Annotated in this window: 17 protein-coding genes; 9 read left to right on the top strand and 8 right to left on the bottom strand. The window is 73.5% G+C overall.

Annotated elements, in window-relative coordinates; genetic code table 11:
- The first annotated feature begins 20 nt into the window (after positions 1 to 20).
- Positions 21 to 1,361, top strand: a complete 1,341-nt coding sequence (locus AB0924_RS03665) for a transcriptional regulator (protein WP_358932138.1) — start codon at positions 21 to 23, stop codon at positions 1,359 to 1,361.
- A gap of 65 nt (positions 1,362 to 1,426) precedes the next feature.
- Entirely contained in the window at positions 1,427 to 1,972 is a 546-nt protein-coding gene (locus AB0924_RS03660; RefSeq protein ID WP_358932140.1) for an NUDIX hydrolase, read from the top strand.
- Here AB0924_RS03660 and AB0924_RS03655 read toward each other — a convergent pair.
- Entirely contained in the window at positions 1,969 to 2,226 is a 258-nt protein-coding gene (locus AB0924_RS03655) for a hypothetical protein (RefSeq protein ID WP_366910554.1), read from the bottom strand. The genes AB0924_RS03660 and AB0924_RS03655 overlap by 4 nt on opposite strands.
- A 193-nt stretch (positions 2,227 to 2,419) precedes the next feature.
- On the bottom strand, positions 2,420 to 3,277 hold the full coding sequence (locus AB0924_RS03650) for a 3-hydroxybutyryl-CoA dehydrogenase (protein WP_358932144.1): 858 nt from the start codon (positions 3,275 to 3,277) through the stop codon (positions 2,420 to 2,422).
- 177 nt (positions 3,278 to 3,454) lie between these two features.
- Here AB0924_RS03650 and AB0924_RS03645 point away from each other — a divergent pair, with 177 nt between their 5' ends.
- Entirely contained in the window at positions 3,455 to 4,729 is a 1,275-nt protein-coding gene (locus tag AB0924_RS03645; protein WP_366910553.1) for a family 10 glycosylhydrolase, read from the top strand.
- A 1-nt stretch (position 4,730) separates the two neighbouring features.
- Here the strand turns inward: AB0924_RS03645 and AB0924_RS03640 are convergent, their stop codons facing one another.
- Both AB0924_RS03640 and AB0924_RS03635 read right to left on the bottom strand, forming a co-directional pair.
- Positions 4,731 to 4,931, bottom strand: a complete 201-nt coding sequence (locus tag AB0924_RS03640) for a DUF1918 domain-containing protein (RefSeq protein WP_358932148.1) — start codon at positions 4,929 to 4,931, stop codon at positions 4,731 to 4,733.
- Between the two features lie 19 nt (positions 4,932 to 4,950).
- Positions 4,951 to 5,865 carry a DMT family transporter gene (locus AB0924_RS03635; protein WP_366910552.1) on the bottom strand — a complete coding sequence of 305 codons (915 nt, stop codon included), beginning with the start codon at positions 5,863 to 5,865 and terminating at the stop codon, positions 4,951 to 4,953.
- Between AB0924_RS03635 and AB0924_RS03630 the strand changes: the two genes are divergently transcribed.
- From AB0924_RS03630 to AB0924_RS03620, 3 genes are all read left to right on the top strand, one after another.
- Positions 5,864 to 7,336, top strand: a complete 1,473-nt coding sequence (locus AB0924_RS03630) for a PLP-dependent aminotransferase family protein (RefSeq protein ID WP_358932152.1) — start codon at positions 5,864 to 5,866, stop codon at positions 7,334 to 7,336. The genes AB0924_RS03635 and AB0924_RS03630 overlap by 2 nt on opposite strands.
- Before the next feature lie 82 nt (positions 7,337 to 7,418).
- On the top strand, positions 7,419 to 7,856 hold the full coding sequence (locus tag AB0924_RS03625) for a GNAT family N-acetyltransferase (RefSeq protein ID WP_358932154.1): 438 nt from the start codon (positions 7,419 to 7,421) through the stop codon (positions 7,854 to 7,856).
- Positions 7,857 to 7,929: 73 nt separating this feature from the next.
- Positions 7,930 to 8,523, top strand: a complete 594-nt coding sequence (locus AB0924_RS03620; RefSeq protein ID WP_358932156.1) for a histidine phosphatase family protein — start codon at positions 7,930 to 7,932, stop codon at positions 8,521 to 8,523.
- Here AB0924_RS03620 and AB0924_RS03615 read toward each other — a convergent pair.
- From AB0924_RS03615 to AB0924_RS03605, 3 genes are all read right to left on the bottom strand, one after another.
- Positions 8,505 to 8,930, bottom strand: a complete 426-nt coding sequence (locus AB0924_RS03615; RefSeq protein WP_366910551.1) for a DUF6314 family protein — start codon at positions 8,928 to 8,930, stop codon at positions 8,505 to 8,507. The two genes, AB0924_RS03620 and AB0924_RS03615, sit on opposite strands and share 19 nt — an antisense overlap.
- A gap of 14 nt (positions 8,931 to 8,944) precedes the next feature.
- On the bottom strand, positions 8,945 to 9,202 hold the full coding sequence (locus AB0924_RS03610; RefSeq protein ID WP_358932160.1) for a hypothetical protein: 258 nt from the start codon (positions 9,200 to 9,202) through the stop codon (positions 8,945 to 8,947).
- 186 nt (positions 9,203 to 9,388) lie between these two features.
- Positions 9,389 to 9,823: a carboxymuconolactone decarboxylase family protein gene (locus AB0924_RS03605; RefSeq protein ID WP_358932162.1), complete on the bottom strand. Its 435-nt coding sequence runs from the start codon at positions 9,821 to 9,823 to the stop codon at positions 9,389 to 9,391.
- A 302-nt stretch (positions 9,824 to 10,125) separates the two neighbouring features.
- Between AB0924_RS03605 and AB0924_RS03600 the strand changes: the two genes are divergently transcribed.
- Positions 10,126 to 12,738, top strand: coding sequence for a YfhO family protein (locus AB0924_RS03600; protein ID WP_366910550.1), 2,613 nt, complete (start codon positions 10,126 to 10,128; stop codon positions 12,736 to 12,738).
- Entirely contained in the window at positions 12,732 to 13,682 is a 951-nt protein-coding gene (locus tag AB0924_RS03595) for a glycosyltransferase family 2 protein (protein ID WP_366910549.1), read from the top strand. The genes AB0924_RS03600 and AB0924_RS03595 overlap by 7 nt, the downstream gene beginning before the upstream one ends.
- Here AB0924_RS03595 and AB0924_RS03590 read toward each other — a convergent pair.
- Positions 13,672 to 13,797 (bottom strand): hypothetical protein, encoded by a 126-nt coding sequence (locus tag AB0924_RS03590; protein ID WP_358932277.1) that lies wholly within the window; start codon positions 13,795 to 13,797, stop codon positions 13,672 to 13,674. The genes AB0924_RS03595 and AB0924_RS03590 overlap by 11 nt on opposite strands.
- Between AB0924_RS03590 and AB0924_RS03585 the strand changes: the two genes are divergently transcribed.
- Positions 13,766 to 14,152, top strand: a complete 387-nt coding sequence (locus AB0924_RS03585; protein ID WP_358932267.1) for a GtrA family protein — start codon at positions 13,766 to 13,768, stop codon at positions 14,150 to 14,152. The genes AB0924_RS03590 and AB0924_RS03585 overlap by 32 nt on opposite strands.
- The last annotated feature ends 41 nt before the right edge of the window (positions 14,153 to 14,193 follow it).

Here is a 14,193-nt window from a genome sequence, read left to right as displayed (position 1 = left end):
AGGCCATTCGGGGGGCATTCATGCAGCCCAACACTCTGCTCGACGCGATCCTGGACGAGGCGGGGATCTCGCACGCCGGCCTCGCCGCCCATGTGAACCAGGCCGGCCGCGGACGGGGCCTCGCGCTCCGCTACGAACACACCGCCGTGGCACGGTGGTTGAAGGGTCAGCGGCCACGCGGCCAGGTGCCCGACCTGATCTGCGAGGTGCTCGCCGGACGACTGCACCGGCCGGTGACCCTGGACGACATCGGCCTCGGCGTGCCCGGCGAGCCCAGTACCCCGCACACCGGCTCGCTGTCCGGCTTCGTGGAACGGGCCACCGCGCTGTGGCGTTCGGACGAACAGCAGCGCCCGCATGTGCTCGGCGCGCCCGCGGTCACCGGCACCCCGGCCGTCATGCCGGTGTGGGAGTGGGAGAACCCGCCCGAGGACGTGGACGTCTCCCGGGGCGGCCGGCACCGGGTCACCGCGGCCGACCTCGAACTGCTGCGCGCCGCCCGCACCCACTACGAGCAGATGTACCGGAAGGCCGGCGGCGTCGCGACCCGGGCGCGGATCGTCGGCTTCCTCAACGCCGAGGCGGCCCCGCTGCTGCGGGGCAGCTACACCGACGCCACCGGACGCCAACTGCACCGTGCGACGGGCGGGTTGGTGGCGATCGCCGGTATCTGCGCCTACGACTCCGACGCGCACGGCCTGGCCCAGCGCTACTTCCACCAGGCGCTCCGGCTGGCGAAGGCCAGCGGGGACTGGGGACTTGGCGCCTACGTGATCGCGCTGCTGGTCAACCAGGCGGTGTTCATGCGGGAGTACCGGCAGGCGGTGGCGTTCGCCGAGGCCGCCCTGCGCGCGGCCGGCAGGCACATCACCCCGGCCCTCGCCTCCGACCTCTACGCGATGCAGGCGAAGGCGTACGCCCACCTCGGCGACTCCGGCAGCGCCCTGTCCTGCATCCGCCGGGCCGAGACGGCCGCCGACCGCATCCGGCGGGGGTACGAGCCCGACGAGACCGGCTACGTACAGCCCGGCCTGGTCAACGTGCAGGTGGCCGAGGCGCTGCTGAGCCTCGGGGAGCTGGCCGCCGCCCGGGAGCACGCGGCCGCGGCGGTGGACAACCCCGCGCACGACCGCGGCCGGGTGCACCGGCTCGCCATGCTCAGCACCATCGAGCTGCGCCAGGGCAACGCCGACAACGCGGTGGCCACGGCCGTGCAGATGGCCGAGCAGGCGCGCGGGATGGAGTCCCAGCGGCTGCGTGACAGACTCCGCGCGGTGCGCGAGCACCTGGTGCGCTGCGGCTCGGCCGGGACCGCCGAAGCCGCCGAACTCATCGACGGCGCACTGCGCGTACCGCTGTAGGCGCACTGCAGTTACACAGCCCCTGCTGCGATATTGCCCCTTACTCGGTGGAAGGTGGCAGAACCGTGCAGTGGACGAAACAGAACGAACAAACTGTGTATGAAAACCGCTGGTTCAGCGTCAATCTCGCAGATGTGGAGCTGCCGGACGGCCGGCACCTCGACCACTTCCTCATCCGGCTGCGGCCGGTCGCCGTCGCCACGGTCGTCAACGAGGCCAATGAGGTCCTGCTGCTGTGGCGGCACCGCTTCATCACCGACAGCTGGGGCTGGGAACTGGCCGCCGGCGTGGTGGAGGACGGCGAGGACATCGCGAGCGCGGCCGCCAGGGAACTGGAGGAGGAGACCGGCTGGCGGCCGGGACCGCTGCACCACCTGATGAGCGTGGAGCCGTCCAACGGCCTCACCGACGCCCGGCACCACATCTACTGGTCCGACCACGGCGAGTACGTAGGGCACCCCGTGGACGACTTCGAGTCGGACCGCCGGGAGTGGGTCCCGCTCAAGATCGTCCCCGACCTCATCGCCCGGGGGGAGGTCCCGGCCGCCAACATGGCGGCCGCGTTACTCCTGCTGCACCACATGAGGCTCGCCGACGACCGGGCCGCCTAGCGGCCCAGTGCCTGCCAGACCGTCACGACGAGTGCGCCGAGGGCGGTGAGGACGGCCAGCGAGGGCAGGGGCCAGCGCGCGTGCTCCAGTGAGCTCATGCGCGTGACCAGGTCGTCCACCTCCTTGGCGGTCTCCTCGGCGCGGTGACTGAGCAGGGCGAGTCCTCCCTCGACGCGGGCGTACGCCACGTCGAGGCGGCGCCGTAACTCTGCGAGTTCTCCATGGACCACGGGATGCTCCGGTTCGGCGCTCACGGGTCCACTCCTTTCCGTAGTCGGACGTGGTGGTTCCGCACCACTTGCATGCGCATGCAGAGTCAACTCCGCTGGTAAGCGCATGGGGAGCGTGTGTGACGGGCATATGCGGGCCCGGCGCGCACACGGTGTGTGAAACGGATGGGCCCGGCACCGAATCCGGTGCCGGGCCCACGGGTGTAGCGGACGGTAATCAGTAGCTGTAGAAGCCCGACCCCGTCTTCCGGCCGAGCCGGCCCGCCTCGACCATCCGCTGGAGCAGCGGGGGAGCGGCGTACAGCGGCTCCTTGTACTCGGCGTACATGGAGTTGGCGATGGAGACGATGGTGTCCAGGCCGATCAGGTCCGACAGCTTCAGCGGGCCCATCGGGTGGGCGCAGCCCATCTCCATGCCGTTGTCGATGTCCTCGCGGCTGGCGATGCCGGACTCGAACATGCGGATCGCCGACAGCAGGTAGGGCACCAGCAGCGCGTTGACCACGAAGCCGGAGCGGTCCTGGGCGCGGATCGCGTGCTTGCCGAGCAGTTTCTCGGCGAAGGCCTGCGCCCGGCTGAGGGTGCCCTCGGAGGTGGTGAGCGCCGGGATCAGCTCCACCAGCTTCTGCACCGGGGCCGGGTTGAAGAAGTGGACGCCGACGACGTGGTCGGGCCGCGAGGTGGAGACCGCCAGCTTCACCAGCGGGATGGAGGAGGTGTTGGAGGCGAGGATCGCGTCCGGGCGGGTCACCACCTGGTCGAGCACCTGGAAGATCTCCGTCTTCACCTGCTCGTTCTCCACCACGGCCTCGATCACCAGGTCCCGGTCGGCGAACTCGCCGAGGTCCGTGGTGAAGCTCAGCCGCGCGAGCGTGGCGTCCCGCTCCTCCTCGGAGATCTTGCCGCGCTCGGCGGCCTTGGTCAGGGAGTTGAGCAGCCGGGTACGGCCGATCTCCAGGGCCTCGCCGGTGGTCTCGGCGACCTTCACGTCCAGTCCCGCGCGGGCGCACACCTCGGCAATGCCCGCGCCCATCTGGCCGCAGCCCACGACTCCGACGCGCTCGATGTCGGTCACATCGTCCCCTTCGCTGGTTCTCCGGCTTTGTCCGGGTGTGTGCGGGACTCCGGGTCGGCCCCTGCTCCGATCGTGCACGTTACCGCCAGGTATCGATGATCGATCGCGCGGGTGCGGGCATCCTGGGGCGCGGAACGATCCGTGAGGGCGCGGATCCGGAGCGTATGGGGGTGCGGAATGGGGCGGATCTCACGCCGGGCGTTCGCCGCGGCGGCGCTGTCGACACTGGCGGCGGCCCAGGCGGCCGGGGCCCAGGACGCGTCGGCGGCCCCAGGGCGACGGGCCGCCGACGCCGGGCGGGGCGCGGCGGGCGGGCACCGCGCGCCCGCCGAGATGCGGGGCGTGTGGGTCGCGACCGTGGCCAACCGGGACTGGCCCTCGAAGCCGGGCCTCACCGCCGCCGAGCAGCGCGCCGAGCTGATCGCCCATCTGGACCGGGCGGTCCGGAACCGGCTCAACACGGTGATCCTCCAGGTGCGGCCGACGGCGGACGCGCTGTGGCCCTCGCCGTACGAGCCCTGGTCCCAGTACCTCACCGGCACCCAGGGCCAGGACCCCGGCTGGGACCCGCTGGGCACCGCCGTGCGCGAGGCCCACGCCCGCGGCCTGGAACTGCACGCCTGGTTCAACCCGTACCGCGTCGCCAACCACACCGACCTCGGCCGGCTGGCCGCCTCGCACCCGGCCCGGCTGCACCCGGACTGGGTGGTGCCCTACGGCGGCAAGCTCTACTACGACCCGGGGCTGCCCGAGGTCCGGGCCTTCGTGCGGCGCGCGATGCTGGACGCGGTCGCCAGGTACCCCGTCGACGCCGTCCACTTCGACGACTACTTCTACCCCTACCCGGTCGCCGGGCAGACCTTCGACGACGACGCCTCCTACGACCGGTACGGCGGCGACTTCGCCGCCCGGGCGGACTGGCGCCGGGACAACATCGACCGGCTGGTGCGGGAGACGGCGGCCGGCATCCGGCGGGTCCGGCCCGGCACCCGGTTCGGGATCAGCCCCTTCGGGGTGTGGCGCAACGCCACGACCGACCCGCTCGGCTCGGACACCCGGGCCGGCGTGCAGACGTACGACGACCTGCACGCGGACACCCGCGCCTGGGTGCGCAACCACTGGATCGACTACATCGTCCCGCAGCTCTACTGGAACATCGGCTTCGCCGCCGCCGACTACGCGGCCCTGGTCGACTGGTGGGCCGAGGTGGCGCGGGGCACCGGCACCCGGCTGTACATCGGGGAGGCGCTGTACAAGGCGGGGGCCGCGGGGCAGCCCTCGCAGTGGCAGGACCCCGTCGAGCTGTCCCGGCACCTCACACTCGCCGCCCGGTACCCGCAGGTGCGCGGGCACGTCTTCTTCGCCGCCAAGGAGGTGGCGGCGGACCCGATCGGGGCGATGGCACGGGTGGTCGCCGACCACTACCGGCAGCCGGCGAGGCCCCCGCGCTGAGTTACAGCCGCTGTTCCTTCTCCTTGTGCTTGATCTGGCAGTCCGGGCCGGGGGACATCACGGCCTCGTGTCCGTCGGCGAAGCGGACGCGGTAGGGCGGGTTGCCCTCCCTGCCCATCACCTCGACGACTACCGACACGTGGTCGTGCTGGCCGACAACCCGGCCGTGCTGGACAAGCTGGTCTCCCACGGATGCATGCATCGGAGCCCTCCTCCTCACGTCACGACCGCTGGGTGACGGCGATGCACACGAGTACGGCGACGGCGGTCAGGGGAGCGGCCGCCGTGAGGTTCTCGCCCAGCAGCAGCGCCGACCACACCAGTGTGAGCAGCGGCTGGGCCAACTGCAACTGGCTGGCCTTCGGGATGCCGATGGCCGCCATGCCCCGGTACCAGACCACCAGCCCGAGGAACTGCGAGCCCAGCGCCACCCACAGCAGACCGGTCACGCCGTGCGCGGTCAGCCGCACCGGCTCGTAGGACAGCGCCAGCGCGGCGGCCGGGACGCTCAGCGGCAGGCACAGCACCAGCGCCCAGCCGATGACCTGCCAGCCGGGCATCACCCGGGCCAGCCTGCCGCCCTCGGTGTACCCGGCCGCGCACACCAGCAGCGCGCCGAACAGATAGCCGTCGGCGATGGTGAGCGTGCCGCCGCTCTGGCCGACGGTGAAGGCGACCACGGCCGCCGCACCCGCCAGCGCCGCCGGCCAGAACCGCCGTGCGGGGCGGTGGCCCGTGCGCAGGAGCGAGCAGACGGCGGTGGTCAGCGGCAGCAGGCCCACCACCACGGCGGCGTGCGCGGTGGTGGAGGTCTGCAGGGCCAGCGTGGTCAGCAGCGGGAAGCCGAACACCACTCCGGCGGCGACGACCGCGAGACCCGGCAGATGCCGCCGCTCGGGCAGCGGCACGCGCAGGGCCAGCAGGCAGCCGCCGGCGACGAGCGCCGCGAGCACGCTGCGGACGGCCACCAGGGTCCAGGGCCCGAAGCCCTCCAGCCCCCAGGCGGTGGCCGGGAAGGTGAGGGAGAAGGCGAGGACACCGAGCGCGGCCTGACCGGTGCCGAAGCCCCGGCGCTCGGCGGCGGGGGCGGTGACTGCTATCGGGGTGGTGGCAGTAGCGCTACTCTGTGCTCTCATGGAACAGAGTAGCAGTGTGGGTGAACTGGCAGAACGGCTGCGCCGGGAACTGGACCGCTACTCCCACGGTGAAAAACTCCCGTCCAGCCGGGCCCTGGTCGAACGGTTCCGGGTGAGCCCGGTGACCGTCTCCCGGGCTCTCGCCCAGCTCGCCGCCGAGGGGCTGGTGGTGACCCGGCCCGGCGCCGGCGCCTTCCGGGCCGGACCGCGCGCCGCCACCGCGCCCGCCGGGGACACCTCCTGGCAGGAGGTCGCGCTGAGCGCCGACGGAGCCGAACTGGTCCCGCGCACCGTGGACGCGTCCGGGGTCACCGTCTCGCTGGCCGCGCCGCCGCCGGGCGTCCTGGAGTTCAACGGTGGCTATCCGCACCCCTCCCTGCAGCCCGAGCGGGCGATGTCCGCCGCCCTGGCCCGGGCCGGGCGGCGTCCCGGCGCCTGGGGCAGGCCTCCGCTGGAGGGGCTGCCGGAGCTGCGGGAGTGGTTCGCGCGCGGCATCGGCGGGGCCGTCACCGCCGCCGAGGTGCTCGTCGCCGCCGGCGGCCAGTCCGCGCTGGCCACCGCCCTGCGGGCGCTCGCTCCGCCCGGCGCCCCGGTGCTCGTCGAGTCGCCCACCTATCCGGGCATGCTCGCCCTGGCCCGCGCCGCCGGGCTGCGCCCGGTCCCGGTGCCGGTCGACCCCGACGGGGTCCGGCCCGGCCTGCTCGCCGACGCCTTCCGGGCGACCGGCGCCCGGGTCTTCGTCTGCCAGCCGCTCTTCCAGAACCCGACCGGCGCCGTCCTCGCCCCCGGCCGCCGCGCCGAGGTGCTGGGTATCGCCCGGTCGGCGGGCGCGTTCGTGGTCGAGGACGACTTCGTGCGCCGCCTGGTGCACGCCGACGCCGGGCCGCTGCCCCGCCCGCTGGCCGCCGACGACCCCGACGGCGTCGTCGTCCACGTCGGCTCGCTGACCAAGGCGACCTCGCCCAGCTTCCGGGTGAGCGCGCTGGCCGCCCGGGGGCCGGTACTGGAACGGCTGCGCGCCATCCAGGTGGTGGACAGCTTCTTCGTGCCCCGGCCGCTCCAGGAGGCCGCGCTGGAACTCGTCGGCTCCCCGGCCTGGCCGCGCCATCTGCGGACCCTGTCGGCCGAGCTGAAGGCCCGCCGCGACGTCATGACCGCCGAGCTCGCCCGCCGTCTGCCCGAACTCGCCCTGCCCCACATCCCGTCCGGCGGCTACCACCTGTGGGCGCGCCTCCCCGAGGGCATGGCGGGCACCGGCGGCCCGGGCCCCGAGGCGGAGTCCGCGCTCACCGCCGCCGCCCTGCGCGCGGGCGTCGCCGTCGCCCCCGGCCGCCCCTACTTCAGCGCCGAGCCCCCCGCCGGCCACCTCCGCCTGAGCTTCGCGGCGGTCGCGGGCACGGGGGAGATCACGGAGGGGGTGCGCCGGCTGCGGGCCGCCTGCGACGAGGTGTTCGGGACCGGACCCCGCTGACCGGACGCCATGGCCCGGACATCCTTGTCCGGCCGGGGAAATCGAGTCGACGCCGGTCGCGGCGGGCTGTGAGGATTCCGGCATGAGCGACGCACCCGAGCTGCCCGAAGGCTACGAGTTCTCCGCCGAGACCGGCCGTGTGGACGTGGACCGCGTCCACGGCTGGCTGTCCTCCGACGCCTACTGGGCGATCGGCCGGCCCCGCGAGATGCACGAGCGCGCGATGGCGGAGTCGATCAACTTCGGGGTGTACGACGCGGCCTCGGGCGAGCAGGTGGCGTACGCGCGGGTGGTGACCGACCGGGCGCTGTTCGCCTGGCTCGCCGACGTGTACGTCGACCCCGCCGTGCGCGGCAAGGGGGTCGGCACGGCGTTCGTCGGGCGGATCCGCGAGCACCTGCGGCCGTACGGGCTGCGCCGCGTCCTGCTGGCCACCGAGGACGCACAGGCGGTGTACGCCAGGCTCGGGTTCCGGGCGGTCGACCACCCGGAGCGGTGGATGGTGCACACCTTCGAGTGAGCGCGCCCGTACCCTCGGTAACCACGGGGCGGCGCCTCTTGACCTGCGTACCCGCGAGGCCCACCATCACCGCATGCCACTTCGGGTGACGTTCGTCGCCGCCGCGCGCAGTTCCCCGCTGCTCGCGGAGCGCTTCGAGGACGACCGGCCGCTTGACCTGGCCGGCTGGGACGAGGTGCAGCGCGCCGCCGGGGACCTGCTGCCGCTGTCGGCGGCCGAACTGCGCTACTGCTCACCGACCCCGCGCAGTCGTGCCACCGGCGACGCCCTCGGCTACGCCCCGCTGGTCCAGCTCGCCCTGCGCGACTGCGGCATGGGCCGCTGGCGCGGGCTGACGCTGGGCGAGGCGATGGCCCGCGAGCCGGAGTCCGTGGACGCCTGGCTCGCCGACCCGCGCTCCACCCCGCACGGCGGCGAGTCGCTGCTCGCCTTCATCTCCCGGGTCGGCGGCTGGCTCGACACGCGTCCCGCCGACGACGGCGGCCGGATCGTCGCGGTCGCGGAGCCCTCCGTGATCCGCGCGGCCCTGGTGTACGCCCTGAAGGCACCGCCCGCCGCGTACTGGAACATCGACGTCCGCCCGCTGTCGGTGACCACCGTCACCGGCCGCTCGGGCCGCTGGAACCTACGTCTCGACGGCGTCCTCGCTCAGCCCTCGCGCACGTAGTCCGTGGTGAGCACCAGGTCCTTGGCCGGCCCGCCGACGTGCCACACCGTGCGCCAGTGGTCGGCGTCGGTCACGGTGAACTCGCCCCGGTAGAAGTCGGCCGCGCAGGGGTGGCCGGCGACGTACCGCCCCGAGGTCAGGTCCAGCCCGTGGAAGGGCCTGCCGTCCGCGAACCGCACGTCCGCCGTGCCCGGCTCCCGCCCCGGCAGGAACCGCAGCGTCCGCGTCGCCGGCCGTGTCACTCCGCGCCAGGTGAACTCCCCGGACTCCTCGTGCAGCAGCCCGCCGCCGTCGAGCGGGCTGAACACGGTGACCCCCGCGAAGCGCCCCTCGTCCCCGCCCGCCAGATCCCGCACGCTCCGCTCCACCCGCCAGCGCCCGGCCAGATGGGCCAGCACATCGGGCACGGGCAGCACCCCGCTCACCGCCGGCCCTTCCAGGACCCCGGGCGCGGACCGTCCGGCGACCCGGTGGGCGACTTCCGGTCGGCCTGGGCCCGGATCTCGTGGTGCGCGGCGTGACCCGTCGCCCGGAAGGCCTCCTCACAGGCGGCAAGCGCGGCGCCCACACCGCCGCCGACCGAGCCGCGGCGCCGGATCGCACCCGCGAGTCTCATCAGGACCAGCGGCACCACGGCGAGGCAGCCGAGCACGATCAGATACGGCGTCAGCGCATGCATGCCCCGAGTCTACGAGCGGGCACACGGCCGCGGCATGGGTGCCCGTACCGGCCCCCGCGCCGGACGCGGTTGGGGTCTGTCGTGCGGATCAGGCCGGATCAGGGGCGGTGCCAGGGCTCGCGAGCCCGGCGCGCTCCGAGCGAGAGGCCTTGGCGTCGGGACGGCCCACGCCGATGGCCCGTGGGGTCAGGCGGAGGGTGCCCCGGGCGCGGGCCGCTCTCCCACTGGCAGCAGCCCGCGCTCGGCGAAGACCTTCTTCGCGGCGAACGTGGCGTTCAGCGCCCTCGGCATGCCGCAGTAGACGGCGGAGTGCAGCAGCGCCTCCGTGATCTCCTCCGGGGTGAGGCCCACGTTCAGGGCCGCGCCCACGTGCACGTCGAGCTGGGCCTCGCAGCCGCCGAGCGCGGTGAGCACGCCCAGCGTGACCAGCTGGCGGTCGCGCGGCGCCAGTCCGGGCCGGTCGTAGATCTCCCCGAAGGCCCAGGACACGACCTGGTGGCCCAGCTCGGGGCTGATGTCCGCGAGCGAGTCGACGACCCGCTGCCCGGCCTCGCCGTCGACCTTCCGCAGGACCGCGAGGCCATGGGCGAAACGCTCGTCACGGGTGGTGCTCTCGCTCATGTCGGTACATCCCTTCCGGGTCGCCGCTCGGCGCGGCGGCCGTTCGCCGTTGCCGGAACGCTAGGAGTTGGAGCGCACTCCAGGTCAAGCCCGGCCCCGGTGGCGCCGCGCGTTGACCCGGTTCACCTTGAAAACACCTCTGTGAAATCCGGTGTTTCCCTGCCCGCCGAGAAATTCACAACGTGTTTCCCCTATTCGGAGCGGGAGTCATCACTTTTCGGTGAGCGCACAACCATCCGGAAATCCGCCCCGTCTAATCCGGCGAAATCGAGGAAATGAATTCGCTGGGGGCCTGCCGATCAATGGACCGTTCCACCCGGCCCCCTGGGCCGCGTACCACGGCACAAGCCGCCCTGCTCGCCGCGGCCGTCGCCCTCACCGCCTTCTGCGCCGCCGACATCCTCGCGGGAAGCTACCCGTTCGGCCCCCGCACCCGGAACGTCAACGACCTGGGCAACCAGTACGTGCCGTTCCACGCCCACCTGTGGGACCTGCTGCACGGCCACGCCGACGGCGGCCTCCTCGTCAACTGGCAGTCCGGATACGGCGCCGGCTTCCTGCCCGACCTCGGCACCTACCTGGGCAGCCCGTTCGCCCCGCTCGTCGCCGTCTTCCCCCGGCACGAGATCGACCTCGCGGTGTACGTGATCACCGCGCTGAAGACCGCGTCGGCCGGTGCCGCCATGGCCTGCCTGCTCCTGGCCCTCGGGCCCGGACGCCGGTGGGCGGCCGGCCTGCTCGGCGCCTCCTACGCCCTGTGCGGCTGGAGCCTGGCCGACGCCTCGTACAACCCCATGTGGCTCGACGGCCTCATCGCCCTGCCCCTGCTCTGCCTGGCCGGCGAATGGGCCCTCGCCGGCCGGCACCGGGTACTCGGCGCCGTCGTCGTGGCCCTCGCCTGGACCGCCAACTTCTACACCGCCTACATGGCCACCCTCGGCGCCGCCCTGGTCCTGCTGCTCCGCATGCTGCTCGCGGACCTGCCCCGCCGGCGGGCGCTCGCGGCCGCCGGCCGCGCCACCCTCACGGCCGCACTCGGCGTGGGCCTCGCCGCCCCGCTGGTCACGGTCGTCTACTTCGGCACCGCACACGCCTACCCGGGCCGGATCCGCGATTTCGCCCCGGTGCCCGCCGAGGACCTGTCGGCACGGCTGCTGCCGGCCACCTACGGCTTCGGCTCCCCGGCCCTCTACGTCGGCATGACCGCCCTGCTGCTCGCCCTCGCCCTGCCGTTCCACCGCGCGGTCCCGGCCCGGGTGCGCACCGGCTGGACCCTGCTCGTGCTCGCGGTGGCCCTGTCGCTGCAGTGGGCGCCCACCCATCTCGTCTGGCACGCCCTCGCCACTCCGCAAGGCAGCCCTTACCGGCAGGCCTTCGTGCTGTGCGGGCTGCTGGTCATCGCCGCCTGGCAGACCCTGTCGCACGGCCCACCGCCCCCGCGCGTCCTGGCCGCGGCCGCCGGGCTGCTCGCCCTGATCACGGCCCTCGCGAGCCGCAGCCACATGGTGCGCCCGCACACCTGGCCGGTGCTGCTGCTCGCCACCGCCGGCGCGCTCGGCGGCCTCGCCCTGCTGCGCCGCGCGGACGCCGGACGGCGCGCGCGGGCCCTGGCCGGCCTGGCCGCCGTACTCCTCATCGGATCCCAGCTCGGTGAGAGCGCCGCCACCTCCGCCGTGGCCACCCGGACGCGCCTCGCCCACCTGGACGACTACGCGCCCTGGGGGCAGCGGCAGGAGCGACAGGCGGCGGCGACCGCCCGGGCCGACGGCTGGCCCCGGTACCGCACCGACCCCGGCCGCGAGCAGACCGTCGCCAATGACCCGATGCTGGTCGGTGGCCAGGGCGCCCAGTACTACAGCAGCCTGACCTCCGACGTGCTCAGCCGTACCCTCACCGCGCTCGGCGGCGGCTGGACCTCGCGCGGACGGAGCGTGCAGAGCCTGGACAACCCCGTCACCGACGTCGTCCTCTCCGTCGGCGCCCGGGTGCACTCCCCGCCGGACCCGCACCAGTCGAAGCCGCCGCAGGACGGCGACGGCGGCCCGGTGACCGTCACCCGCCGGGACGTGCCGCCCCTGGTGACCGTGCGCGGCGCCCCCGCCCGGACGGGCTTCGGGCCGTCGCCGTACCGCAACCAGGAACTGCTGCTCGGCAGCCGCGTCTACACCGTGCCCCGGACCGCCGTGCGCGGCGACGCCGGGCGGGCCGTCCGGGGCGGCCGGGTCGGCGTCGGGAACGCCCTGGCCCGTCCGACGGTCACGGCCGTCTGCCCGGCCGGCAGCCAGGTCTACCTGTGGGCCCCGCGCTTCTCGGGCACGGCGCGCCTGGACGGCGCCCGCGCCGGCGCGCGCTTCCGGTCCGCGTACCCGCGCAGCCGCGCCGCCATGGAGCCGCTCGGACCGGCCCCGCTGTCCGGGCCGCTGCGCGTCACGCTGACCCCGGACCGGCCCGGCCGCGTCCCCGGCGGCGCCATCGGCTGCCTGGACACCGGCCGCCTGCGTGCCGCGGCCGCCCGGCTGAAGGCCACCGGCGCCAAGGAGGTCACCGTCTCCGACGGCACCCTGCGCGCCGAACTGCCCGCCCACAGCCGGGGGGTCGCCGTCGTGGCGGCACCCCGGACCGCCGGCTGGCGGTGCGCAGCGGGCGGCGGCCGGCCCCGGCCCGCCGAGTCCTTCCACGGGCTGATCGCCGTCCCCCTGGACGGCACCGCCACCTCACTCACCTGTACCTTCCACCCGCCCGGCCTGCGCCTGGGCACGGCCGTCGGGGCCGCCTCGCTCCTGACGCTCGCCCTGCTCGGCACGCTCGGGACCGTGCGCCGCCGGCGCGTCCCGGCACCGCACCCGACCACACCGCCACTCGAGCGCGTGACCGCCGCACTCCGAACGCGTCCTGGGGGAGACCCGTCATGCTGATATCGATCGTCGCGCCCTGCTACAACGAGGAAGCCGTCCTGGAGCGGTTCCACGAGGAGGTCCAGCGGATCGCCGACGCGCTGCTACCACTCGGGCACGACATGGAGTTCGTCTACGTCGACGACGGCAGCCGCGACCGCACCCTCGCCGTGCTGAAGCACCTCGCAGGGCGCGACTCCCGGGTGCGGTACGTCTCCTTCAGCCGCAACTTCGGCAAGGAGGCGGCCCTCCTCGCCGGTCTCCGGCACGCCTCCGGCGACTCGGTCGTAGTGATGGACGCCGACCTCCAGCACCCGCCCGGCCTGATCGAGCGCATGGTCCGGCTGCGCGAGCAGGGCCACGACCAGGTCATCGCCCGGCGCACCCGCACCGGCGACCGTCTCACCCGCACCCTCACCGCCCGGCTGTACTACCGGCTCGTCAACCGCCTGGTCGACGTCGAACTGGTCGACGGCGTGGGCGACTTCCGGCTGATGTCGCGCCGTGTGGTGGACGCGGTGCTGGCCCTCACCGAGTACAACCGCTTCTCCAAGGGCCTGTTCGCCTGGGTCGGCTTCCCGAGCACCACCTTCGAGTACGAGAACGCGACGCGCGAGGCGGGCCGCAGTTCCTGGAACCTGCGCAGCCTGCTCAACTACGGCCTCGACGGCCTGCTGTCCTTCAACAACCGGCCGCTGCGCGCCGCCCTCTGGCTCGGCACCGGACTGCTGCTGTGCGCGGGCCTGTACACCGCCTGGATCGTGGGCGCCGCCCTCGTCCACGGCGTCGACACGCCCGGCTATGTGACCATCATCACCGCCGTCACGGCCCTCGCCGGCGTGCAGATGGTCATGCTGGGAGTCATCGGGGAGTACACCGGCCGCATCTACTACGAGGTGAAGGGGCGTCCGCACTTCCTGGTGAAGGCGACCAACGTGGAACGAACGAAAGACCTCATTCCTTGATGCCGAAGCGGACCGTGGGACCGAGCCAGACCGTGACGTCGAGACGGACCGCGACGTCGAGCCAGACCGCGACGTCGAGACAGATCGTCACCTTCGCCGTGGTCGGTGCCGTCAACACGGCCGTGTACTACGGCCTCTATCTGTTGTTCCTGCACTGGATTCCCTATCTCGGCGCGCACGTTCTGGCATTTCTGCTCAGCATGGTCGGATCCTTTTTCCTCAACGCGCGTTTCACCTACCGGACGCGGCCCACCTGGCGGAAATTCCTGCTGTTCCCGCTGACGAACGCCACCAATTTCCTCGTCACCACCGCCGGTGTGTACGTGATCGTGGACGTCCTCCACGCCGGGAACCGCTTCGCCCCCCTGCTCGCCTCCGCGGCGGCGATCCCGGTGACGTTCGTCGTCTCCCGCCGCATCATGCTGCCCGGCGGCAGGAAGGTCCGGGAGCGGCCGGGAACACCCGCGTGACGTAATCCGGTTGAGGCATTGGCCCTTGCTGCGCCAGGGTC

Origin of the sequence: Streptomyces sp. NPDC047869, assembly GCF_040704065.1 — a bacterium.
In the GTDB taxonomy this organism is placed as follows: Bacteria; Actinomycetota; Actinomycetes; order Streptomycetales; family Streptomycetaceae; genus Streptomyces.
This window is presented reverse-complemented; position numbering and strand designations above follow the sequence as displayed.

Coding starts and splice junctions, on each gene's coding strand:
- AB0924_RS03665 (WP_358932138.1), top strand. CDS start 21: ATGCAGCCCAACACTCTGCTCGACGCGATCCTGGACGAGGCGGGGATC.
- AB0924_RS03645 (WP_366910553.1), top strand. CDS start 3,455: ATGGGGCGGATCTCACGCCGGGCGTTCGCCGCGGCGGCGCTGTCGACA.
- AB0924_RS03640 (WP_358932148.1), bottom strand. CDS start 4,931: ATGCATGCATCCGTGGGAGACCAGCTTGTCCAGCACGGCCGGGTTGTC.
- AB0924_RS03630 (WP_358932152.1), top strand. CDS start 5,864: ATGGAACAGAGTAGCAGTGTGGGTGAACTGGCAGAACGGCTGCGCCGG.
- AB0924_RS03635 (WP_366910552.1), bottom strand. CDS start 5,865: ATGAGAGCACAGAGTAGCGCTACTGCCACCACCCCGATAGCAGTCACC.
- AB0924_RS03625 (WP_358932154.1), top strand. CDS start 7,419: ATGAGCGACGCACCCGAGCTGCCCGAAGGCTACGAGTTCTCCGCCGAG.
- AB0924_RS03620 (WP_358932156.1), top strand. CDS start 7,930: ATGCCACTTCGGGTGACGTTCGTCGCCGCCGCGCGCAGTTCCCCGCTG.
- AB0924_RS03610 (WP_358932160.1), bottom strand. CDS start 9,202: ATGCATGCGCTGACGCCGTATCTGATCGTGCTCGGCTGCCTCGCCGTG.
- AB0924_RS03605 (WP_358932162.1), bottom strand. CDS start 9,823: ATGAGCGAGAGCACCACCCGTGACGAGCGTTTCGCCCATGGCCTCGCG.
- AB0924_RS03600 (WP_366910550.1), top strand. CDS start 10,126: ATGGACCGTTCCACCCGGCCCCCTGGGCCGCGTACCACGGCACAAGCC.
- AB0924_RS03595 (WP_366910549.1), top strand. CDS start 12,732: ATGCTGATATCGATCGTCGCGCCCTGCTACAACGAGGAAGCCGTCCTG.